Genomic DNA, 21,540 nt, shown 5'->3' with positions numbered 1-21,540 from the left:
GGCGGCCAGGCGAATTCCTGATAATCGGTGGCGCGTCTCCCAACGCTGCGGCACATAGTAAAGGCTGATTTTTGCGCAGGTTTCGCCGGATTAAATGAGCGGATAAATATTCATCAACGACAAATTTTTGCAATGAGGCCGGCATATAGGGCTTGCTCAGTGAGGCGGCGCATTTTCTGGAGCGTATTGGTGCTGGAATACGGTTTTAAAGGGCCGGCCAAAGCTTAAGCAAAAGCGGTAATGAGCTTATCGAGAAAGTTTTTGTCACGGCGCACAATATATTGTAATTTTTCTGGAAAAGCCGGAATTTTTACCGTTTTATTCAGTAAAACGGCAATTCTGCCTTCCGGCATAGTGAGGAGCTCCTGCTCTGCCCAACCCGGATCTTTTGGGAAAAATCCGGCTTTATTGACAGAGAGATGAGATAAAATACAATAATCACCGCCGCCTGTTGCAAGGTTTTTCTATAATTGTGCCAAAAACCTGCTCGCCAATAAGACGCTCTTTATCTATCCATGAGGCAAAGCCCGCTTTTTACAGGTTTTGCTTTACAAAATTTACTCTTGCTCTGTCCGTATCGGCATTATTGAGGAAAATATAGTTTTTTTGACCGTTTTCATTACGCATAGGTAAGCCGGGCGCCTCATTATTACTTACTAACATAGTTCTTCGTTTTTTATATTTGGAGTGATTATGTCAAGAAAGTATAATTAAACTCTGTAGAAATCTTTATGAAAAAATAAAGATATTTTCATCAGGCAGCCGGCAATGCCGCCGGCAGTTTTGACACGGCCGGCAAATAATATTGGATAAACAGAAAATTCTTTTCTATTTTAGCGGCAAAATTGTTAGACTCTGCCTTTTAGGCCGGGTGTCTGGTTTTATATTGCCGGGTGTAATCAAAGCGGCGGTCAGCCGGCCTCCGTCCGGCGCAAATAATGCTATGCGTCACTATAGTATAAGGACAGCAAAACTTTTATGGCCAAATATAATGCGGGAGCTGAAATTGAGAGGCTTATCCAGCTGGTGGCGCGTGTGCCGGGTTTGGGGCCGCGCTCGGCGCGCCGGGCTGTGCTGCATCTGGTGAAAAAGAAAGATATATTGCTCGGCCCTCTGGCAATAGCGGCGCAAAATGTGTTTGATAAAGTGCGTATTTGCCCTGTATGCGGCAATGTTGATACGCAGGCGCCCTGTCTGATTTGCACCGATCCGCGGCGTGATGACGCCATTCTTATTGTGGTGGAAGATGTAGCGGATTTATGGGCGCTGGAGCGGGCAGGCACCACGCATATGCGCTATCATGTGCTGGGCGGGCGCCTGTCGCCGCTGGAGGGGACAGGCCCTGATGAGCTTAATATTAAACCCCTGATCTCAAGAGTGGCGCATGGCGGGATAGAGGAGGTTGTGCTGGCGGTTAATGCTACGGTAGACGGGCAGACAACGGCGCATTATATTGGCGCTATGCTGGCTGATTTTCCGGTTAAAATTACCCGTTTGGCACATGGCGTGCCTGTTGGCGGCGAGCTGGACTATCTTGACGAGGGCACATTATCGCTTGCTTTGCAATCGCGTTCCTGACAGAGCCGGTTTCGGTTTCGGTTTCGGTTTCGGTTTCGGTTTCGGTTTCGGTTTCGGTTTCGGTTTCGGTTTCGGTTTCGGTTTCGGAGCTTTGCCCTGTTCTGCCTTATATACGCCGATTTTATGGTGTATGCGGCAGGTTTGTCGAGCGGATTCGGATTTTGCGGCAAAGGCGGTATTTTGCCATAAAGGCTTTGGCAAAGCGCGAGGGATACTGCCGGGCGGGTGCAAAGGGGCTTTGGGAAATATGCAGTTATTCTACAGGATTTTAACCGGCTTTATTGCGGTTTTGCCGGTTTTTATACTGGCAGCCTGCGGCGCCGGGCAAACGCCAAAAGCCCCGCCGCCGCAGGTCAGCGCGGTAACCGTGCACACGGCCACCGTGCCGGTTAGCTATGAATATCCGGGCCGGGTGGCCGGCTATAAGGAAACCGAGGTGCGGGCGCGTGTCGGCGGCATTTTGCTGAAACGCAATTTTGATGAAGGCGCGCGGGTGGCGCAGGATCAGCTTTTGTTTGAAATAGACCCCGCAATTTATGAGGCTGCTTATGCCGACCGGCAGGCGCAACTGGCGCAGGCGCGGGCAAATTATGCCCAGGCCGTGCTCGATGCCGACCGGGCCCAGGCTTTGTGGCAGAAAAGATTCCAGAGCACCGCCTATCGCGACCAGATGGCAGCAAAGCGCGATGCCGATGCCGCTACGGTGCAGCAGGCAGAAGCGCAGTTGCGGCAGGCAAAGCTGAACCTGGAATATACCAAAGTTACCGCGCCGATAGGCGGCATGACCAGCCGCGAGCACGTATCGGAAGGCAGTTTGATAGCGACAGATGCTTCCTCCAATCTGCTGACAACGATCACCCAGACCGACCCGGTTTATATCAATTTTTCCTATACCGGAGACGATGCCCGCGCTATCCGCCGGCTGATGGACGATATGCGCCGCCACGGGGAGGATCCGGGCGCGCTCAAGGTGCAGATCCGCTTTGGTGACGGGCATGATTATGCCCGCGCCGGCACGGTGGATTTTACCTCTCCCCGGATTGACCTGGCTACCGGTGCTCTGGGGGTGCGCGCTATTGTTGCCAATCCGGACGATATTCTGGTACCGGGGCAGTTTGTCCGCCTGATAGTGCAGGGGCTGAAGGTCAATAATGCCCTGACCATGCCTGAGCAGGCGCTGATGCAGGATAATAGCGGCCAGTATGTTTATGTGGTGAGCGCGCAGGGCGAGGTGGAAAAGCGCCCGGTGCGCATTGACCGCCAGCTTGCCAGCCGGAACTGGCTGCTGGCCCCCGGGCAGACCGCCGCCGCCGCGCAGGAAGACAGCTATGTCGAGCCGGGGCAGGAGGCCACCAAAGCGCCGCAGGTTTATATCGGCCTGCGGGACGGTGAAAGAGTGATAACCGAGGGGCAGTTCAGTGTCGGCAATGCGCTGGTTGCCCTGCCGCAGGGGGCGAAGTTGAAGGTCACCGTGACCGCACTGGACGGCAAGCCTGTGGCGCCGCCGGCGGCCGGGCAGGGAAGGTGAGATGAATTACGGCTTTTTTATCAACCGGCCTGTTTTTGCTTCGGTTATCTCTATCATAATTGTGCTGGCCGGGCTGGTGTGCGTGCGTATTTTGCCGGTGGCGCAATATCCTGATTTGCTGCCGCCGGAAGTTGCGGTGCAGGCGCAATATCCGGGCGCCAGCGCGCAAACTGTGGCGCAGACCGTGGCGGTGCAGCTGGAGCAGCAGATTAACGGCGTGGATAATATGATTTATATGAAATCCACCTCCAACGCTGCCGGCACTATGGGGCTGACTGTTACTTTTGCCCAAGGCACCAATCCCGATCAGGCGACTATCAATGTCAATAATCGGGTGCAGCGCGCTATGCCGAATCTGCCCGATACAGTGCAGCGCCTTGGTGTGACCGTTGATAAGCGCAATTCGGCCATATTGGGTGTGGTGACCATGCAGAGCACAAACGGCAGCTACAGCCGCGCTCAGGTCGGCAATTATGCGCTGGTTAATGTGATTGACGATCTCAAGCGTATCCCCGGCGTGGGGGACGCCTCTATTTTCGGCAATGTCAATTATTCCATGCGTATCTGGCTGCGCCCCGACAAGCTGGCGCAATATGAGCTGACACCGACCGATGTTATCGCCGCTGTGCGCGAGCAGAATAATGATTATGCCATTGGCCGCTTTGGCGACCAGCCGGAAAAAGTCTCCGGCGCTTATACTTATTCGGCTACCACCCAGGGGCGGCTGAAAACGACTGAGGAATTCGGCAATATTATTCTCAAATCCGATACTAATGGCGCCTCGCTGAAGCTGAAAGATGTGGCGCGGCTGGAGCTTGGCACGCAGCAATATTTTACCGACAGCCGCCATAACGGCGATCCGGCGGTGCCGATTATGATCAATTTGCAGCCCGGCGCCAATGCCATGGCGACCATGACCGCCATCAAAACCCGCATGGCTGAGCTGGCGCGTTCTTTCCCACCGGGGGTTGAATGGTCGGTGCCGTATGACACCACCACCTTTATCAATGTGTCGATTGAAGAAGTGGTGCATACTTTTATTGAAGCGCTGATTCTGGTTATTATTGTTGTCTATCTGTTTTTGCAAAACTGGCGCGCCACGCTTATCCCCGTTATTGCCGTGCCTATCTCTATTATCGGCACTTTTGCCGGCATGTATGTGCTGGGCTTTTCTATCAATATGCTGACTTTGTTCGGCCTGGTGCTGGCTATCGGCATTGTGGTAGACGATGCCATTGTCGTGCTGGAAAATGTTGAGCGCCTGGTGGAAGAAGGCATGACCCCGCATGATGCGGCGGTGGAATCCATGCGCGAGGTTTCCGGCCCGGTTATTGCCATTGTTCTTGTCTTGTGCTCGGTCTTTATCCCTGTTTCCTTTATGGGCGGCATGGCCGGGGTTATGTATAAGCAATTCGCCATTACTATCGCCATTTCCGTGGTGCTTTCCGGCCTGGTGGCGCTGACCCTGGCACCGGCTTTGTGCAGCCTGCTGTTAAAGCATAAGGACGATAAGGGCGCGCCGTGGAAGGTGTTTGTGCTGTTTAACCGCGCCTTTGAGTGGATAACCGGCTGCTATTTGCGCGGTGTCGGTTTTTTCCTGCGTCATGTGGTGCTGGGGCTGGCGGTGTTTGTCGCCGTTTGTCTGGCGGCTTTTGTGCTGTTTAAAAAAGTGCCGGGGGCGCTGGTGCCGGCTGAAGATCAGGGCAATATGATCGCCTTTACCATGCTGCCGCCGGCCTCCTCGCTGGCGCGCACCGATAATGTCATGCGCCAGGCAGAGAAGATCTTCCTCAATATGCCGATTATTGACCATGTGGTCTCGATTGTCGGCTATGATATGCTGGCCGGCGGGCTGAAACCCAGCGCCGGGGTGATGTTTGTTATCTTCAAGGATTGGAGCGAGCGCAAAAAGGCCAGCCAGGACACGCGCAATCTGGTGGGCACTCTGATCGGCATGACCAGCGGCCTCAAAGACGGCTTTATTTTGCCGGTTAACCCGCCGCCGATTATCGGCCTCTCCACCACGGGCGGCTTCCAGTTTTACCTGCAGGACAGGGCGGGCAATGGCTATAGCGAGCTTTACAAACAGGCGCAAAAGCTGATTGCCGCCGCCAATCAACGGCCCGAGCTGTCACAGGTGCGCACGACTTTTGATGCCAATGTGCCGCAATATGATCTGCAGGTAGACAGGGCGCAGGCGCGCGCCATGAATGTGCCGATCGACAGCATTTATGACGCGCTTTCGGCCACTTTCGGCAATGTTTATATCAATGATTTTACCCTTTACGGCCGCAATTATCAGGTAAAATTACAGTCGGAAGCGGAGTTTCGCCAGACGCCGGAAGATCTCAAGCAGGTTTTTGTCCGCTCCACCGGGGGAGAAATGGTGCCGCTCGATGCCCTGGTGCATGCCAGACGCATAGTCGGATCTGATCAGTTGGAGCGCTTTAATATCTTCCCCGCTATGATGGTGCTGGGGGCGCCGGCGCCGGGCTATACTACTGGCGAGGCGATCCGGATTATCGAGCAGTTGGCGCAGGATCTGCTGCCGCGGGATTATCAGGTTGCCTGGGTTGGCTCTTCTTATCAGGAGGTGACCAATAGCGGTCAGGGCAATACGGCCATGATATTCGGCATTATTATGGTATTTCTGATTTTGGCGGCGCAATATGAGCGCTGGAGCCTGCCTTTGGCCGTTATCACTGCCGTGCCTTTTGCTATAACCGGGGCGCTGCTGTTTACCTGGCTGCGCGGCCTGAGCAATGATGTCTATTTCCAGATAGGGTTGGTGGCGCTGGTGGGCCTGGCGTCGAAAAACGCTATTTTAATTGTTGAATTTGCCTCGCAAGAGCGTGAAAGCGGCAAAAACGCTATGGAGGCTGCCTATTCGGCGGCGCAAATGCGCTTCCGGCCGATTATTATGACCTCGCTGGCTTTTATTCTGGGTGTATTGCCGCTGGTGCGCGCCAGCGGCGCCGGCTCGGCCAGCCGCCATGCTATCGGCACCGGCGTTATGGGCGGCATGTTGTTTGCCACTTGTATTGCCATTTTCTTTGTGCCGATGTTTTATTATATCATCACTCGGGGCAGTGATAAAAAAACCGGCGTGACCCTGCCGCCCAATGGCGGCGCGCCCACCCCGCAAAGCGGCGGCGCGCCTGCCGGTGCGGCACTGGCGCGGGTCAAAATACCGGCACAGACAGGGTTGGTTCAGGCAGGCACTGGCGCTTTGGCCGGTAGTGCGGCAGCCTTTAGCCGGATTATCCATAAATTATATGCGGCAGGCGGCAGAGCTGTAAAAGCTGCGGCTGCTGCCATGCGGCGCCGGCAGCCGGTAAAGGCGGCAAAAAATATTACTGAGACAGTGACGCATGACCTCAGCCCGTTGGTTGATGACGCAGCGGAGCCGTTGCCAAAGCCGGCAGTGCGAAAGAAAACCCGGCCGGCAGCAGCAGGCAGGCTGCCAAAAAAGCAGAAAAAACAATAAAAGACTAAAAAGATGAAAATATATTGTCGCCGCCATAGGGGACAAGGGCGCGGGCATGGAGCGGCGCTTTATCGGCAGCAAGACTGAGAAGCAAAAGCGGGCAGTCGGTGAGCCGCGGCCGCGACAAGGCACCGGCGCTGTTATTAGCGCCGGGCAAACCGCTAAGGCCAATATCGAGACAGGCAGAATAAGCAGGGCCGAGGAGCTGCTGCTATTGCGGCACTTCTCCCCTTCCGGCACGCGGCAGACCGCATGCCGGGACGGCAGGGTTTGGCGCAGGCAGGGGAGAGCGGCCGCCCTCCGCCCGGCTTCGTGCCTATCTGCCCATTTTGTGCTGCCCATGCGCCTGCTTTGGCAGCAAATTGCCTGTGAAGTGCGCCCTTCAGGCGGCCGCCTCCCGCCCGGCGGCTTTTATAACTTTAAATCTGAGCGTGCTTTAACTATGGCTCAAGCCGATAAAGGGAAAAAGCAGCAGCATGGCAATAGAGAAATAAATCAAAACACCGGCAACATCGACAAAAGTGGCAACAAACGGCGCCGAAGCACTGGCCGGGTCAAAGCCCAGAGCCTGTAGCACAAAAGGCAGCATGGAGCCTACGAGTGAGCCAAAAGCAACAATGGCGATAATGGTGCAGGTTACGGTAAAAGCGACCAGAACCCAATGTGAGCCATAATCATAAATCCCCGCTTTTTGCCACAGAACAATGCGAATATAGCCGATAATACCCAGAATAAGCCCCAGCAACAGCCCGGTCGGCAGCTCCCGCAGGGCAACTTTTTTCCAGTCTTTCAGCTTGATTTCACCCAGCGCCAGCGCCCGGATAATCAGCGAGGTGGCCTGTGAGCCGGAATTGCCGCCGGAACTCATAATAAGCGGAATAAATAAAGTCAGCACTACTGCTTTCTCCAGCGCCCCTTCAAAATGCTGCATGGCGCTGGCGGTCAACATTTCTCCGAGAAAGAGGATACACAGCCAGCCGCCGCGTTTTTTCAGCATTTCAAAAAAACCGGTTTGCATATAAGGCTGGTCAATCGCCCCCATACCGCCAAATTTATGCGTATCGTCACTCATTTCTTCAGTCATGGCGTCCAGCACATCATCAACCGTTACAATGCCGATAACATGCCGGCTTTCGCCGTCAACCACCGGCATGGACAGCAGGTCATAGCGGCGGAAAAGCCGCGCCAGCTCCTCCCTGTCGGTCAAAGCGGTAACCGTAATCGGCTTATTATGCTGGGCAGCGTCCAGAATATTATCACCCTCCTGTGCTAGAATAAGGCGGCGCAGGCTGATAGACGACATAAGGCTGCTGGTGACCGGGTCAACAATATAGGTTGTATAAACCGTTTCGCGGGTGCGCTCCACTTCCTTTATATAATCCAGTGTGCGCCGCACTGTCCAACTGGAGGGCACGGCAATAAATTCGGTCGTCATAATAGCGCCGGCACTATGCTCAGGATAAGCGGAAAGCCGGGTCAGCTCATTACGGGTAATCGGCTGGAGCTGGACAAACAGGCGCTGGCGCGATTCTTCGTCCATTTCCTGGAACAGATCGGCCGCCTGGTCGGCCGACATGCCGTTGAGAATGGCGACAGCGCGGGCGCCGGGTAAAGCCTCAATAATATGAGCGGCATTTTGCAGCTCCGGCTTGTCAAACAGCTCAACCGCATAATCCAGCGGCAGTTGCACAAAAACCTGCACCGCCTGCTCAATATCCAGCCGGTTGACAATATCAACAGCATCGGCAAAACGCAGGCTGCTTAATTTACCGGCCAGGATTTCTGCCGATTCCTGCTCGGTTTCAGTCTGAGGCGGCGTGGTTTTGGGCAGTGTCGGCGTGTCATTTTGTGCCATGTTTTATCCTCGTCGTCCTGCTTTAAATAGTGCGGCTGTGCGCTTTTGTGCCCGCCGGCCCGGGCTGCTTTGCGGCCTCAATTATTCCGGCCGAATATATGAAGGGAAATCTGTTCCTTTTTGCCGCAATGTCAAGCGGGCGGGGTGCCCGCCCGGGCGTATAATGCTTTTTCACGAATTTTATCAACATGAATTTGCATTTTCCGGCAGATGATCCGGGCGCAGCAAAAGCAGGAAAACACATTTGCCGCGGCTTTCCCGGCTCTTGTTATCGGCCTGGCGGCAAACCATATGAAGGAAGCAAGGCGGCTTGGCCTTCGGGGGGTGAAATTGCTCATAGAGGCAATAGCAGGCCAGGGTGCCAAAATATGATAATCAACAAAGCGAGGTCAGGCTCATGCAGCACCAGGCAAAAAAACAGCAGCAAAATTCCACGCCGCAAGGGGTAAAAGCCTTGCTTGATTGGCACGGGGCACATGGCCTGCCGGATTTTGGCGCTTTTACCGATGCTGATTTTGCCCCCGCTTTCAGGCAGGCACTGGCTGAGGCAGAAAGTGAAATTAACGTGCTGACCGCAATTAAGGAAGCACCGACCATTGAAAATTTCCTGATTCCGTTTGAGCTTTCAGGGCAAAGGCTGGACAGATTGTGCTCTATCTTCTTTTTGCGCGCCGGGGCGCATAGTAATGAGCAGATCCGCCGGCTGGAGCGCGAATTTGCGCCTGAATTAGCGCGTTTTTCCAGCCGGTTAATGATGAATGCGGCGCTTTTTGCCAAAATAGAGGCGCTTTACCAAAAACTTCCCGCATTGGGGGCGGATAGTGAGACGCGCCGGGTGGTGAGCGAGAGCCGCAAAGGCTTTATCCGCAGCGGCGCGGCGCTGCCGGCGGCGGCGCAGGAGCGCCTGGCGGCAATAAATGAGCGGCTGGCCGTGCTGGGGGCGCAATTCGGCCAGAATGTCTTGCAGGATAGCAGCGATTGGGTGCTGTTTCTGGACGAGGCGGATTTAGCCGGCCTGCCGGAAGAGGCGATTGCCGTTATGCGCGCCGCGGCGGCGGAGCACGGGCGGGAGGGTTCTTATGCCCTGACCTTGACCCGCGCGGTTATTGTGCCGTTTTTGACCTTTTCTACCCGCCGTGATTTGCGCGAAACCGTGTTGAAAGCTTATCAGGCGCGCGGCGCCCGCGGCGGTGCCACTGATAATGCTGAAATTATGCGCGAGACCCTGGCCTTGCGGGCGGATAAGGCTAAATTGCTGGGCTTTCCCACTTATGCGGCCTTCAAGCTGGAAAACAGCATGGCCAAAACTGCCGGCAATGTGATGGATTTATTGCTGCCTGTCTGGGAAAAAGCACGGCAAAAAGCGGCAAGTGAGCGCGATGCCTTGCGTGAATTTGCGGCAGCAAGCGGCCATAATGACAGGCTGGAAGCCTGGGACTGGCGTTTTTATGCAGAAAAGCTGAAAGCTGAATTATATGCTTTTGATGAAGCGCAATTAAAGCCCTATTTGCAGCTGGATAATATTCTGGCAGCGGCTTTTTATGTAGCGGGGCGCCTGTTTGGTGTGGAATTTACCGAAATTCACAATGTGCCGCTGTGGCATGAGACAGCGCGGCTGTGGCAGGTGCGCCGGCAAGGCAAGGAAATCGGCCTGTTTATTGGCGATTATTTTGCCCGCCCTTCCAAGCAATCCGGCGCGTGGATGAGCGCTTTGCAAAGCGGCCATAAATTGCAGGGCGGCGCCCGGCCGATTATTTATAATATTTGCAATTTTGCCCAAAGCGCCAAAGGCCGGCCGGTATTATTGTCGCTTGATGAGGCGCGCACTGTGTTTCACGAATTCGGCCATGCCTTGCACGGCCTGCTTTCTGATGTGCGCTGGCCTTCTGTCTCCGGCACTTCTGTGGCGCGCGATTTTGTTGAGCTGCCCTCGCAGCTTTATGAACATTGGCTGACCACGCCGGAGGTAATGGCAAAATTTGCCCGCTCATCTAAAACGGGTGAGGCTATGCCGCGTGAATTTTTGCAGAAAATCCATAAAGCCAAAAATTTTACCTCCGGCTATGATACGGTGCAATATACGGCCTCGGCGCTGATGGATATGGAGCTGCATGAAAGCACTAATGTGGCCGATGTCGCCGCTTTTGAAGAAGCACAACTGGCCAGGCTGCATATGCCGGAAGGTATTGCCATGATGCACCGCCCGGCGCATTTCAAACATATATTTGACGGAGACGGTTATGCCGCCGGCTATTATTCCTATATGTGGTCGGAGGTGATGGACGTCGACGCTTTTGCTGCCTTTGAGGCGAGCGGTGATGTTTTTAACCCGGAAATTGCCGATAAGCTCTACCGGCATATTTATGCCGCCGGCGGAACAAAAGAGCCGGCAGCTTTGTATCAGGCGTTTCGCGGGCGCATGCCGCAGCCGGCGGCCATGATAAAAGACAGAGGGCTGGAGGAATAATACCGGCAGAGACAGGCAGGGGCGGCCAAAAGCGGTGCCTGATTATCGGGCGCTGTTTCGGGCGGCGGCCGGCGGCTCGCGCCGGCCCGGCATTCCCCGGCTTTATTGCTGCCCGGCGCTGCCAGTGTTGATGCCGTTTGTCGATGCCGGCGGATTTTCCTGCCCCCGGCAGTCAGAGAATTTGATAAGCCAGTTTTTGCCGCAAGGCGTCATTATAATTGCGCGCTATGCCGGGAATGAGAAAAGCGTCTATGAGCCACCAGATAGTGCTGATAATTGTGCCGAAAACTGTGAGGGTGAGGATAAGCATGGCAATGGCGGTGCCTGTTTGCCGCAAATAAAAACGGGGGGCGCCAAACAGGCCCAATAAAGCCCATAAAATATAAGCAATAGCGGCAGATTTGCCCTCCCCGCTGAGACGTTGTTCAATTAAAAGCTGTTTTTGCAGCCTATAGCTCTGCTGTGCCTGATTATTTTCTGTCATAAATATTTCCCGGAATTTAAGTGCCAGCCCCGCCTTTATTGGCCTTATACGCTATTGCGGCGCCTTTGGCAAAAGGGCTGTCGCCACAGTATATTTTATCTTTTTGCGTTGTTTTATTAGAAAAGCTTTAAAATGGGGCGAGTTTCAGTTAAAAGAGGTTGTTTTATCGGGCAAAGCCGGTAAATGAGCAAATTTCTGCCCGTTTTTGTAAAGAAATTTTGCCTTTTGCCGGAATATGTTCTTTGTGCCAAAATTGGGTGTTGACCGGGCTTGAGCCGGTATGGCCTTGCCGGCAGCGGTGAAATCAGGGTAACAGGCGGCTTTTGGCAGCGCCTGTCGTGTCAGGAATAGTGGTAGTAAATGGCTTATCTGGATAATAGCGGCGATTGGGGCAACCGGCTGGCGCCGACATTGGCCGAGCTGGAATCCCTGGCGCGGCTCAGTTTTTCTCACCTGCCGGAAAAATTGCGCCGATTCAGCCGCAATATAGAGCTTTGTGTTGCCGATTTTCCGGAAGACAGCCTGATGGAAGATATGGGGCTGGAATCGCCTTTTGAGCTTTTGAGCCTGTTTGAAGGGCCGGGGCCGGGCAGCCGTTTTTCGCTGGCAGCCGGGCAGCAGCCAGCCAGCCGGGTGCTGTTGTTCCGCCGGCCAATATTGGATTATTGGGCGGAAAATGAAGAAACGCTGGACGAAATTCTTGTCTATTTGCTGTTGCAGGAGCTTGGCCGCCCTTTCGGCCTGAGTGATGAAGATATGGCGGCGCTGACAGATGCGGCCTGATTTATGAGGCCTGTTGATAAAAAGCGATAATATTTTGCCGGTTGCGCGCTCTTATGCGCTGGATAAAGCGGCGGATAAAAAAAGCATCGGCCAGCCACCAGATAATAAGACCGGCAAGAATGGCCGCCCCGCTGTAAAACAGCAGGAGGCCATAGCCGCTTTGTGAAGAGCGGAGAATATCGCTCAGGCTCGGCTCATAAAACAGGCCGTCTGCCGGTGTGCCGCCAAAAGCAATGCCCAATCCCATCAGAGCCAGGCCGCAAAAAGCGGCAATGAGCCGGACAAAGCCGCAAAGCTGCCGGCGCAAATAGAAATAATGGGCGCCAAAAAGCCCGAAAACCAGCCATAAGCCATAGGCCATAGCAGGAGAGGGGCTATCAGCGGCCACATGTTTGCGGATTAAAATCTGCTGTTCGGGTGATAAATACATTATTGTGATTTAAGCTGCTTTTCGCAATTTGCCAGATTTTACTCGGGCGGTGGTAAATCGGGAGTGCCCTGGCTCATAAAATAGGCCTGCCGGCGGCAAAATAAAGTGGGCACCGGCAAAAGGCAATTCTCTTTATTATCTGAATTCTTTGACACAGGATTCCGGAATAGGGGAGAGAGGCGGAGATTTGCAGGAAAATATGGAATTTTTCATAAAAATCAGGCAATAGCGCGGGGCAGAATGTGACAGCCGGCCTGGCCGGCTCGGGAGGATTTTGCCAGGCTGGCTGAATTGCTCGCCGGCATCAAAGGGCGGTTTATTATGTCGCTCAATGCGCACGCTGATATTTACAGGTTTTTTGAAGGGTTCCGTATTGAGACAGCAGATATGCGCTATTCCACCGGCACGAAGCATCAGGACGCTAAGAAAGTGCCGATGCGCAACGCATAGCATGAGCAGGCGTCAGATTGGCTGCCGGCGCCGGTTATCTCTGACGCCTGATTATCCAGTAGTGCATAAATTTGGGGCGTGGTGCGTTTTTGCCAAAACCCGTCTATTTTTTGACAAAAATTTCAGCGCGCTACAGATTGGGCAGAAAACTGCCGGGCCATGTGTAACCCTGCAAAAATTATTTGAAATCACCCTCCTTGTCTTCAAAAAAGCTTTGAAAGCCTGATAATTTGCCTTCCAAAGCGGTTTTTATCCTATTACAATGTTCGGCCTCACTTTTATCCGCCGGGGCATAACCACCAGCCTTTAAGGGGCAGCGGGCTGCGCCTGGGGCAGATTAAAATCGTCAGCCCGGCCGCGCCGGCTTTGATTTTGCTCTATGGCGGCGCTGTTTTCCGGCTTTGCCGGCGCAGTGGCGGCTGTTCCTGCCGCCGGCAATGGGGAAACAGCCGCCCCCCCGACAAGAAACGGCTTGCCGGCCGCGCCTATATCCATAGGGTTAACCGGGGCAACGCGCCCGTTGAGAACTTTGCCGGAATTTGCCGGCTCGGCAGATTGCGGTTGTTTTAAGGTGCCGCCCCACAGCAGTTCAATCGCCTGTTCGGCATAAAAAGCCAGTTTGCGCCGCCCGGCCGCGGTAAAATTTATGCCGTCATTAGTGCGCAGACGCGCTGTCTGCCCTTTTTCATCATAGCCGGAAAGGGCAAAAGCGCCCTGAGCGTCGACAAAGCCTTCCCATATATCAACAAAATGGCCGCCTGCCTGCTCCACTGCCTGTTTATACAAGCGGTTAAAACTCAAGGCGGCTTCATTTAAATTCTCCTGCTTAAAGGCCGGCAGGCCCACCCACAGCCACATTGCACCGCTTTTTTGCAGCGCCTGAACAAGGCTTTGTATGCGCGCAATATAGGCTTTTGTCCATTCTTCTGTGTCGAAATCAGCCTGTTTGCCGGCCTGGTTATCGGCCGGTTTCAGCGGCTGGCGGTCATTGGCGCCAAGCATGACAATAATCAAATCAGGTTTTTCCCGGGCAATGACAGTCGAGATAGCTGCCGGCCAGTTATAAACCTCTATCCGATTAAGGCCGGAATTATTTTCTGTCTTGCTGCGCACAAGAATATCGGCATTATCGCTATAAGCGCGGTTAAGGCCTTCAGCCAGAGCAGCGGCGGTAAAATCACCAATAACCAGCACACGCCGCGCATTGGGGCTTTTGGCAATGCTGTTGATTTTCGGCACAAGCGGCGCTGTTTGCACAGGCTGCTGTCTTTCCGGCTGGGGTTTGGGGTGGCGGCCAAACAGCCTGTCCCAGAATGAGCGGTGCGGCTCGCCCGGCTCCCTGCCGCTGCGCTGTCTGAGGGCGGCCGTGCTGTTTTTGCTGCGGCCTTGCCCCTCTGCGGCAGAATTTCTCTCTCTATGCCAGAATTGCGCCTCAGCCGGCCCGATATTGCTTGATAAAAGCGGGCCAAAGGCAAAAAAGGCAGCCAAAGGCAAAACAAAAAACAAAGCTGCCCATAATTTGCTGCTGCCGGGTTTTTTATGCTGTTTTCGCTGGCGCTTATAAATCTGGCTCACCTGCCGGTCACCTTCCTTGCTCGCTGCTCCCGCTTATAGTCGGCTGCCTATTCCCGCCTTTGCTCTTGCTCTTACTGGTATATTGGCGGCACTGTTAACGGTTTTGCCGCAAAAGCTGCAATATGTCTTTGGACGGGTAACCTGTCGGTTCCAGAGCATGTTGTTTCTGAAAAGCGGCAATAGCTGTGCGAGTGCCGGAGCCGATTTTGCCGTCAATCGCGCCGTCATAAAGGCCAAGATCTTTCAGCCTTTGCTGAATTTCGGCTTTTTCATCACTGTTTGTCGGGGTAAAAGGGCGCTGCCAATCCTGCTTCAGGCCCGGTCGGCCGCCAATAGCATCGGCCAGCAGGCCGACAGCCAGGGCATAACGGTCGGAATTATTATAGCGTTTCAGCGCAAAAAAATTGCGGGTAACCAGGAAGGCCGGGCCGTTGCGGCCGTCGAGCAATTTCAGCTCGGCCTCAGCGTCCGGCGGCCGGCGCCCGCCTGTGGCCGATTTCAGCCCCAGATTTCGCCATTGCCGGAAGCTGAGCCGGCCGGCGGGTAATTTTTTTCCACCCGGCGGTAAAATAACCTCATAACCCCAGCGCAAGCCCGGCTGCCAGCCGTTCTTTGCCAGCAAATTGGCGGCTGAGGCCAGCGCGTCCGGCACGGAATCCCATATATCGCGCTTGCCGTCACCATCTATATCCACCGCATAGGCCAGATAACTGCTGGGGATAAATTGCGTATGTCCCAGCGCGCCGGCCCAGGAGCCGCGCAAATGCGCGCGGTCAATATCGCCGCTTTGCAGAATTTTCAGCGCGGCGAGCAACTGGGTGCGGGCATAGCGCGCCCGTTTCGGATCGGCATAGGCCAGTGTCGCCAAAGAGCGAATGGCATCGCGCATGACATCATCGCGTTTCATAATTTCGCCATAGCCGGTTTCCATTGACCAGATAGCCAGTAAAATATTGCGGTCAACACCAAAGCGCTTTTCAATTTTTGTCAGCCAGCCGGCCCATTTTGCCGCATTTTTGCGCCCCAGTCTGATAATGGACGCATTGATGCGATTGTCAAAATAATTCCATGTCGGGTCGACAAATTCCGGCTGGAAGGCCGCTTTTTGCAGCACTTGCGGGTCAGGCGCGTCAACGCCCTGAAAAGCGCGGTCAAACACTTTGGCGCTAATGCCGGCGGCCAAAGCTGTTTGGCGAAAACCCGCCACCCATTGGCCGAAATCTGTCTGGGCAGCAGCGGCCGCGGCAAACGGCATAGAGGCCGCGAATATCAAGGCAGCTATAGCCAAATGTATTTTTGTTATTATATTTTTCATTGCCAGAATAATTTCATTTTTTGGAGAATATTGAGAGGCTGCCGGGTAAAGGCGGCATTTCCCCGCAGATATAGCGGACAAAAGTTAAAAAGGGGTTGTCGCCAAAAGGACTGGACAGGTGGTAAAACTGCTAAAAACCTTTTGATAAAACTGGATTTATCCATTATGAAAATAAAACAGTGCCGGCCTTGTTTGCTTGACGGCCGGCCGGCGCAGCAGGTTAGAGGGTGTTGCAAAAGGTGATTTGTCGAAATTGGCGCCAATGCTTATAAATTATTGCCGAAAATTGCGACATAATTGGTTTGTCAGGGGTACAACCCGCAAAATTTTATCAAAAAGGGAGAGCTGTTGTGAAGAAAATTCGTAAGGCTGTATTTCCCGTTGGCGGCCTGGGGACAAGGTTTTTACCGGCAACAAAAACTGTGCCGAAGGAAATGCTGACCATTGTTGACAAACCGGTTATCCAATATGTGGTTGATGAAGCCAGACGCGCCGGGATTGAGCATTTTATTTTTGTAACCGGGCGCAATAAAGCGGTTATTGAAGATTATTTTGATTCGCAGGTGGAGCTTTATGCCACTTTGGAGGCGCGGGGCAAAACCCAGGCCTTAAAGCAAATGCTGACCATGCAGCCGCCGGCGGGCACAACTTCCTTTACCCGGCAGCAGGAGCCCTTAGGGCTTGGCCATGCTGTCTGGTGCGCGCGTGATCTGGTGGGTAATGAGCCTTTTGCCCTGCTTTTGCCCGATATGCTGATGCAAGGGCCAAACGGCGAAAAACAGGGTAAAGGCTGCCTGGCCGATATGGTTGCCCTTTATGAAAAAGCAGGCCGCGGCAATATTATTGCGGTGCAGGAATGCGCGCCCGAAGATGCGCATAAATATGGCATTGTCGGCAAAGGGCAGGAGGTGGCGCATGGTTTTGAAATTACCGCTATGGTAGAAAAACCGGCCAAAGGGCAGGTGCCTTCCAATCTCTATATTAACGGCCGTTATATTTTGCAGCCGGAGATTTTTTCTATCCTGGCCGGGCAGACACGCGGCGCCGGCGATGAAATCCAGCTGACTGATGCTATGGTGAAATTGCAGGGAAAAGAGCCGTTTTACGGTTATCATTTTAAGGGCCGCACTTATGATTGCGGCTCAAAAATCGGCTTTATCGAGGCCAATATTGCTTTTGCGCTGGAAAGTGCCGATTTGCATGACCAGTTGGAGGCTCCGCTTGCCGTGGCGCTGGCTGAATTGCGCAACCGGGGCAGGAAATAGAGCTGAACGGCAATAAATAAGCGGGCTGGGGTTTGCTCTGTCACGTGAGCCTTGCCTGACAGCGTAAAGCGGGGCTGACAGAAGGTCTGGATTCTGCAGGTGAAGCAGGTAAAAATGAAAAAACGGAAAAGGCGCTTGTCCTGGGTTGCGAAAAAATGCTTGCCGCGTTTTGAAAGCCTGGGCGAAAATTGTGAATTCGGTTTTTTCCAAAGAAAAAACAAGCAGGAAATCAGCAGCCTGTTCAGGTGGACGTTTATTCATGATTATAATAAACTTATCGAACTTATTGAAAATGATTTTCAGGACTTATTTCTGTTTGAAAATTTAACCCCGATAGGGGGTGATGACAGCGATGGCGTTTTAGATAGAAAATATCAAATTGCCTTCCATTCCGCCATGACCGGTCATGAAGAGTCCGGCGCATTTGTTTGGGGCTTCCCTGAGCCGGAAAATTTGCAGATATATCAACAGGAAAAGAGCAAGATTGCACATTTTGTTGATAAATTCAGGCTATCATTGCGTGATGATAACAAGATTTTTGTTGTTAAGCGGAAAGAAGGCGGCACTCTGGAAACCGGGCGCAAGCTCGCCGCATTATTGGCGCGCTTGAGCCGCGCAAAGATCTTCTGCGTAGAGGAAAATGCCGACCCGGAACAGCAGGGAAAACTATACCGTATATCAGATAATTTATATCAAGGTTTTATAGACCGTTTTTCAGCGCAGGAAACAACATATAAAATATCGTCTCTATGGTGGCCGTTAATCACCGAAGCTGCGGCCGTTATTCCAGATGAGAGGCCAAAAAATCGGCTATACCGTTTTTTTACCGGCAGTTGAAAATGTGGCCGGGCGCGCTTCCAAATGGCGGTCGGCCGGCTTTGCGGGCAGCGGAGCTGCTGTGCAGAGGGAAAATGTCGGCAGCAAGCCGGCCGCCGGCTGTCTTCAGGCTCTGTGCCTGTATTATTGTGATGTGAGAGGCTGTGTTATGCCGAAAATACCGACAATTCCGCGCAAGCCGGTTATTGCTGCCGCCGCCGGTGAGGCGGCGCTCAAGCAATCAGGCCTGCGCACTCTGGCGATTGAGAGCCGCGGGCTGCAGGCGCTGGCTGAGCAGATGGAAAAGGCGCTGGCGGTACCTTTTGCCAAAGCTGTGCGGCTTATTGGCAGCGCCAAAGGGCGGGTTATTGTAACCGGTCTGGGCAAAAGCGGCCATATTGGCGCCAAAATTGCCGCCAGTTTTGCCTCTACCGGCACGCCGGCCTTTTTTGTCCACGCGGCAGAGGCTAATCATGGTGATTTGGGCATGATTGGCAGTGATGATGTTATTCTGGCGCTGTCATGGTCGGGGGAGACAGCAGAACTGAGCGGTATTATTACCCATGCGCGCCGATTTGGCATTCCGCTGATTGCGATAACTGCGGGCGAAGCTTCTGCTTTGGGGCGGCAGGCAGATATTGTGCTGCTTTTGCCCAAAGCGCAGGAGGCCTGCCCGCATGGTTTGGCGCCGACAACCTCAACCTTGCTGCAACTGGCCATGGGCGATGCTTTGGCGGTGGCGCTGCTGGAAGCGCGGCAGTTTTCTGCCGGTGATTTTAAAATTTATCACCCTGGCGGCTCACTGGGAGCGTCCTTGCGGCCGCTGGGCGATATTATGCACACCGGCTCATCGCTGCCGCTGGTAGAGCTGGGCACAATTATGCCGGCCGCCATGCAGGTTCTGGCGGCCAAACATATGGGCTGCGTGATTGTGGTTGACAAGCAGGGCAAGCTTGCCGGCATTGTGACTGATGGTGATTTGGCGCGCAATATCAGCCGCGACCTGTCACAGCTCAAAGTTGATGATGTCATGACAAAATCGCCCAAAACTGCCGCGCCGGATAAAATCGCCGCTGAGGCTATCAGTTTTATCAATAAGCATAAAATCACCGCTTTGCCGGTGACAGAAAACGGCCGGCCTGTCGGCATTGTCACTTTTCATGATTTGCTGCGTATCGGCACAGCCTGAGCGGATAGTAATGACTGCTGTCTGACAATTTCCTGCCGCCTGCCTGTTAGCGCCTGGGCTGTGCGCGCTGTTCGGGAGCTGTCTGGACTTGCTGGTAAAACACAGAGCTTGAGGGCTGCCCTGTTTGCTAATGAGGGAGGTTTGTTGCCGGCCGTCTTCGCCAATGGCCGCAATGTGGCGGCGCAAATTGAGCCGGCTTTACCCCTGCTTATAGCCGGCAAGGCAGTGGGAGCCTGCCCATTAAGGCAAAAAAGCGGCGGGAAAACTGCCGGCGCCGGCCGGTTTTAGGCTTTATGCCGGCGCTTGCCAAAGCAGTGTGTGGGTTATTGTTTTGCTGTTTATACATGTTTTGCTCTTGCCATAGCGCGATAAAAAACATATAGCTGTAATTGGGTTTAAAGACAGGGAGTGGTTTTATGCGCCATATTTTTTCTGCTGTATTTCGCCGGGTTGAGGGCCGGGAGAATGGGGATTTCTGGGAAAATACGGCCAAAATTGATGATAGTCTTGCCATAAGCCCGTTGAAAACCATGCGCTATCCTCAGTCCCCCAGTGTTGAGAAAGCATGGGAAAATGTCGGCCGCCATTTATATCGGGCTTTAGGTAATCGGGCGGGGCAAGGTCGTGGAAAAGCGCGATAAAACTCTGCCTGAGCGTGTGACTGCCCATAAAATACCGGAAGAATTGTCGAAAATCATTTCTCCACTGCCGAAAGAAAAGCAGAAAAAGATTGTAACGGCTCTGCAAAAAATTGAAATGAGCCGGTTTTTTCGCCTTTGCCGCCGCCGGAAATGCTGCACGGCTATGCGCAAATAATACCGGATTCTCCAGAGCGTCTGCCAGCCATGGCGGAAGAAGGGCAACGCGCCGATAATGCCGCCCGTGACAGCATGATTAACGGGCAAATGAAAGTACATAAATATAATTTTATCCGTGATATAATCTGGGTTATATTTTTCCTGGCTCTGATATTGGCTGTTTTGGGCGGCGGGATATTTCTGATTATTCGTGGCTACGGAGAAGAAGGCAAAGCCCTGCTGGAGGGCTGACGGTATCGGCGCTCTGCTTTTATTGGCTTTAGCCGCCTATTTCCAGCGCGATGAGAGAGGCAATAAAAATAAACGAAAAACATAGGCGCGGGCCTGACCGCATTTTTTGACTGGCTATGTTTTCCCCCCATGATAGATTCCGTCTCCTGGTGGTATGGGTGTGGCCGCATTTTTTGACTGGCTATGCTGCGATGCAGCAATAATTGCCTGGCGGGGTGGTTGGTTGCGGTCTGACCACCTTTCGCACGCTCCGCGCGCCCCTTCGGTTTCTGATTAGCTATATTTCGCTTATGAATTCCAAGCGCGACTCTGGAGTTGCGGCTTGACCGCATTTTCTGATTAGCTATACTCATCTGGCACTTCCGTGATGCTGGCCGGAAGTTGCGGCTTGACCGCATTTTCTGATTAGCTATACTGGCGATAAGACTGGTAAGACTGGCTCATTAGTTGCGGCTTGACCGCATTTTCTGATTAGCTATACTCCGGAGGCGGCAGTTAATGCAGCCGCCACAGTTGCGGCTTGACCGCATTTTCTGATTAGCTATACTGCATATGCGTACCTAAGCATGTATTCATTGGTTGCGGCTTGACCGCATTTTCTGATTAGCTATACTCTCCGCCTAAAAAAACAGTGATTGCTTCCGGTTGCGGCTTGACCGCATTTTCTGATTAGCTATACTCCTTTTCCAGTGCTTTTCCAGTGCTTTTCTGTTGCGGCTTGACCGCATTTTCTGATTAGCTATACTATTGGACGAAAAGCGAGATATGGACGAGGAGTTGCGGCTTGACCGCATTTTCTGATTAGCTATACTGCTCTGTCGCCTCTCTATAATCATTGGCGCGTTGCGGCTTGACCGCATTTTCTGATTAGCTATACTCAGGCGGACGGCTTATCCGGCGCTGGCGGCGTTGCGGCTTGACCGCATTTTCTGATTAGCTATACTTGAGCTTATGCAGGACGCGGCCGCTGTGCCGTTGCGGCTTGACCGCATTTTCTGATTAGCTATACTTAGAGTGAATAAGCGCCTGTGCCTTTGTCTGTTGCGGCTTGACCGCATTTTCTGATTAGCTATACTTTCTCCCATTGTCTGCATGGCTTCGGGGTTGTTGCGGCTTGACCGCATTTTCTGATTAGCTATACTCGGAGGAGATACTCTCCTTGATAGGGAGAGGTTGCGGCTTGACCGCATTTTCTGATTAGCTATACTCAATGCCAAGCTGTTGCTTAACTTTATTAGGTTGCGGCTTGACCGCATTTTCTGATTAGCT

At 53.3% G+C, this 21,540-nt stretch carries 17 protein-coding genes, 1 pseudogene and 1 CRISPR repeat array (1 of these 19 cut by a window edge); of the genes and pseudogenes, 12 read left to right on the top strand and 6 right to left on the bottom strand.

Annotation, left to right across the window (positions count from 1 at the left end):
• Window positions 1–224 precede the first annotated feature (224 nt).
• Entirely contained in the window at window positions 225–353 is a 129-nt protein-coding gene (locus DPQ22_RS09275; RefSeq protein WP_256371551.1) for a hypothetical protein, read from the bottom strand.
• A 625-nt stretch (window positions 354–978) separates the two neighbouring features.
• Here DPQ22_RS09275 and recR point away from each other — a divergent pair.
• From recR to DPQ22_RS04185, 3 genes and pseudogenes are all read left to right on the top strand, one after another.
• Window positions 979–1,578: a recombination mediator RecR gene (gene recR / locus DPQ22_RS04200; RefSeq protein WP_150213446.1), complete on the top strand. Its 600-nt coding sequence runs from the start codon at window positions 979–981 to the stop codon at window positions 1,576–1,578.
• Window positions 1,535–3,106 carry an efflux RND transporter periplasmic adaptor subunit gene (locus DPQ22_RS04190; protein WP_190323142.1) on the top strand — a complete coding sequence of 524 codons (1,572 nt, stop codon included), beginning with the start codon at window positions 1,535–1,537 and terminating at the stop codon, window positions 3,104–3,106. Before recR ends, DPQ22_RS04190 begins: the two co-directional genes overlap by 44 nt.
• A gap of 1 nt (window position 3,107) precedes the next feature.
• Window positions 3,108–6,278 (top strand): annotated as a pseudogene (locus tag DPQ22_RS04185) (efflux RND transporter permease subunit); the annotation flags it as partial.
• A gap of 751 nt (window positions 6,279–7,029) precedes the next feature.
• Here the strand turns inward: DPQ22_RS04185 and mgtE are convergent.
• Complete coding sequence (gene mgtE, locus DPQ22_RS04180) at window positions 7,030–8,448, bottom strand: magnesium transporter (RefSeq protein WP_150213440.1); 1,419 nt, start codon at window positions 8,446–8,448, stop codon at window positions 7,030–7,032.
• A 397-nt stretch (window positions 8,449–8,845) separates the two neighbouring features.
• Between mgtE and DPQ22_RS04175 the strand changes: the two genes are divergently transcribed.
• Complete coding sequence (locus DPQ22_RS04175; RefSeq protein WP_150213438.1) at window positions 8,846–10,915, top strand: M3 family metallopeptidase; 2,070 nt, start codon at window positions 8,846–8,848, stop codon at window positions 10,913–10,915.
• 172 nt (window positions 10,916–11,087) lie between these two features.
• Here DPQ22_RS04175 and DPQ22_RS04170 read toward each other — a convergent pair whose 3' ends face one another.
• A complete protein-coding gene (locus DPQ22_RS04170; protein WP_150213436.1) occupies window positions 11,088–11,399 on the bottom strand; it encodes a TM2 domain-containing protein in 312 nt (103 codons plus the stop codon).
• A 360-nt stretch (window positions 11,400–11,759) separates the two neighbouring features.
• Between DPQ22_RS04170 and DPQ22_RS04165 the strand changes: the two genes are divergently transcribed.
• A complete protein-coding gene (locus DPQ22_RS04165) occupies window positions 11,760–12,182 on the top strand; it encodes a metallopeptidase family protein (protein ID WP_150213433.1) in 423 nt (140 codons plus the stop codon).
• 1 nt (window position 12,183) lies between these two features.
• Here DPQ22_RS04165 and DPQ22_RS04160 read toward each other — a convergent pair whose 3' ends face one another.
• Window positions 12,184–12,612: an NINE protein gene (locus tag DPQ22_RS04160; RefSeq protein ID WP_150213432.1), complete on the bottom strand. Its 429-nt coding sequence runs from the start codon at window positions 12,610–12,612 to the stop codon at window positions 12,184–12,186.
• Between the two features lie 321 nt (window positions 12,613–12,933).
• Here DPQ22_RS04160 and DPQ22_RS09270 point away from each other — a divergent pair, with 321 nt between their 5' ends.
• Entirely contained in the window at window positions 12,934–13,062 is a 129-nt protein-coding gene (locus DPQ22_RS09270; RefSeq protein ID WP_256371550.1) for a hypothetical protein, read from the top strand.
• 306 nt (window positions 13,063–13,368) lie between these two features.
• On the opposite strand, the gene DPQ22_RS04155 is transcribed toward DPQ22_RS09270, so the two are convergent.
• Entirely contained in the window at window positions 13,369–14,637 is a 1,269-nt protein-coding gene (locus DPQ22_RS04155) for an SGNH/GDSL hydrolase family protein (protein ID WP_150213430.1), read from the bottom strand.
• 94 nt (window positions 14,638–14,731) lie between these two features.
• Window positions 14,732–15,952 (bottom strand): lytic murein transglycosylase, encoded by a 1,221-nt coding sequence (locus DPQ22_RS04150; protein ID WP_150213428.1) that lies wholly within the window; start codon window positions 15,950–15,952, stop codon window positions 14,732–14,734.
• A 350-nt stretch (window positions 15,953–16,302) separates the two neighbouring features.
• On the opposite strand from DPQ22_RS04150, the gene DPQ22_RS04145 reads away from it, so the two are divergent.
• From DPQ22_RS04145 to DPQ22_RS04120, 6 genes are all read left to right on the top strand, one after another.
• Window positions 16,303–17,217 carry a UTP--glucose-1-phosphate uridylyltransferase gene (locus DPQ22_RS04145; RefSeq protein WP_150213426.1) on the top strand — a complete coding sequence of 305 codons (915 nt, stop codon included), beginning with the start codon at window positions 16,303–16,305 and terminating at the stop codon, window positions 17,215–17,217.
• 114 nt (window positions 17,218–17,331) lie between these two features.
• Window positions 17,332–18,054, top strand: a complete 723-nt coding sequence (locus tag DPQ22_RS04140; RefSeq protein ID WP_150213423.1) for a hypothetical protein — start codon at window positions 17,332–17,334, stop codon at window positions 18,052–18,054.
• A complete protein-coding gene (locus DPQ22_RS04135) occupies window positions 18,008–19,222 on the top strand; it encodes a KpsF/GutQ family sugar-phosphate isomerase (RefSeq protein WP_425305144.1) in 1,215 nt (404 codons plus the stop codon). The genes DPQ22_RS04140 and DPQ22_RS04135 overlap by 47 nt, the downstream gene beginning before the upstream one ends.
• Window positions 19,223–19,638: 416 nt before the next feature.
• Entirely contained in the window at window positions 19,639–19,863 is a 225-nt protein-coding gene (locus DPQ22_RS04130) for a hypothetical protein (RefSeq protein WP_150213419.1), read from the top strand.
• Window positions 19,847–20,038 (top strand): hypothetical protein, encoded by a 192-nt coding sequence (locus DPQ22_RS04125; RefSeq protein WP_150213417.1) that lies wholly within the window; start codon window positions 19,847–19,849, stop codon window positions 20,036–20,038. Before DPQ22_RS04130 ends, DPQ22_RS04125 begins: the two co-directional genes overlap by 17 nt.
• The gene (locus DPQ22_RS04120; RefSeq protein ID WP_150213415.1) at window positions 20,014–20,271 is read left to right on the top strand and encodes a hypothetical protein; all 258 of its coding nucleotides are present in this window, start codon (window positions 20,014–20,016) and stop codon (window positions 20,269–20,271) included. Before DPQ22_RS04125 ends, DPQ22_RS04120 begins: the two co-directional genes overlap by 25 nt.
• 314 nt (window positions 20,272–20,585) lie before the next feature.
• Window positions 20,586–21,540: a CRISPR direct-repeat array (repeat unit 36 nt; unit sequence GTTGCGGCTTGACCGCATTTTCTGATTAGCTATACT); it runs 3,173 nt beyond the window's last position.

The organism is Candidatus Tokpelaia sp. (assembly GCF_008636115.1).
Classification (GTDB): Bacteria; Pseudomonadota; Alphaproteobacteria; order Rhizobiales; family Rhizobiaceae; genus QLZD01.
Note: the sequence above shows the minus strand (reverse complement) of the source record. Positions and strands in the feature narration are given on the sequence as shown.

Coding starts and splice junctions, on each gene's coding strand:
- DPQ22_RS04150 (WP_150213428.1), bottom strand. CDS start 15,952: ATGAAAAATATAATAACAAAAATACATTTGGCTATAGCTGCCTTGATA.
- mgtE (WP_150213440.1), bottom strand. CDS start 8,448: ATGGCACAAAATGACACGCCGACACTGCCCAAAACCACGCCGCCTCAG.
- DPQ22_RS04165 (WP_150213433.1), top strand. CDS start 11,760: ATGGCTTATCTGGATAATAGCGGCGATTGGGGCAACCGGCTGGCGCCG.
- DPQ22_RS04140 (WP_150213423.1), top strand. CDS start 17,332: ATGAAAAAACGGAAAAGGCGCTTGTCCTGGGTTGCGAAAAAATGCTTG.
- DPQ22_RS09270 (WP_256371550.1), top strand. CDS start 12,934: ATGTCGCTCAATGCGCACGCTGATATTTACAGGTTTTTTGAAGGGTTC.
- DPQ22_RS04120 (WP_150213415.1), top strand. CDS start 20,014: ATGCTGCACGGCTATGCGCAAATAATACCGGATTCTCCAGAGCGTCTG.
- DPQ22_RS04160 (WP_150213432.1), bottom strand. CDS start 12,612: ATGTATTTATCACCCGAACAGCAGATTTTAATCCGCAAACATGTGGCC.
- DPQ22_RS04130 (WP_150213419.1), top strand. CDS start 19,639: ATGCGCCATATTTTTTCTGCTGTATTTCGCCGGGTTGAGGGCCGGGAG.
- DPQ22_RS04175 (WP_150213438.1), top strand. CDS start 8,846: ATGCAGCACCAGGCAAAAAAACAGCAGCAAAATTCCACGCCGCAAGGG.
- recR (WP_150213446.1), top strand. CDS start 979: ATGGCCAAATATAATGCGGGAGCTGAAATTGAGAGGCTTATCCAGCTG.
- DPQ22_RS09275 (WP_256371551.1), bottom strand. CDS start 353: ATGCCGGAAGGCAGAATTGCCGTTTTACTGAATAAAACGGTAAAAATT.
- DPQ22_RS04135 (WP_425305144.1), top strand. CDS start 18,008: ATGAGAGGCCAAAAAATCGGCTATACCGTTTTTTTACCGGCAGTTGAA.
- DPQ22_RS04170 (WP_150213436.1), bottom strand. CDS start 11,399: ATGACAGAAAATAATCAGGCACAGCAGAGCTATAGGCTGCAAAAACAG.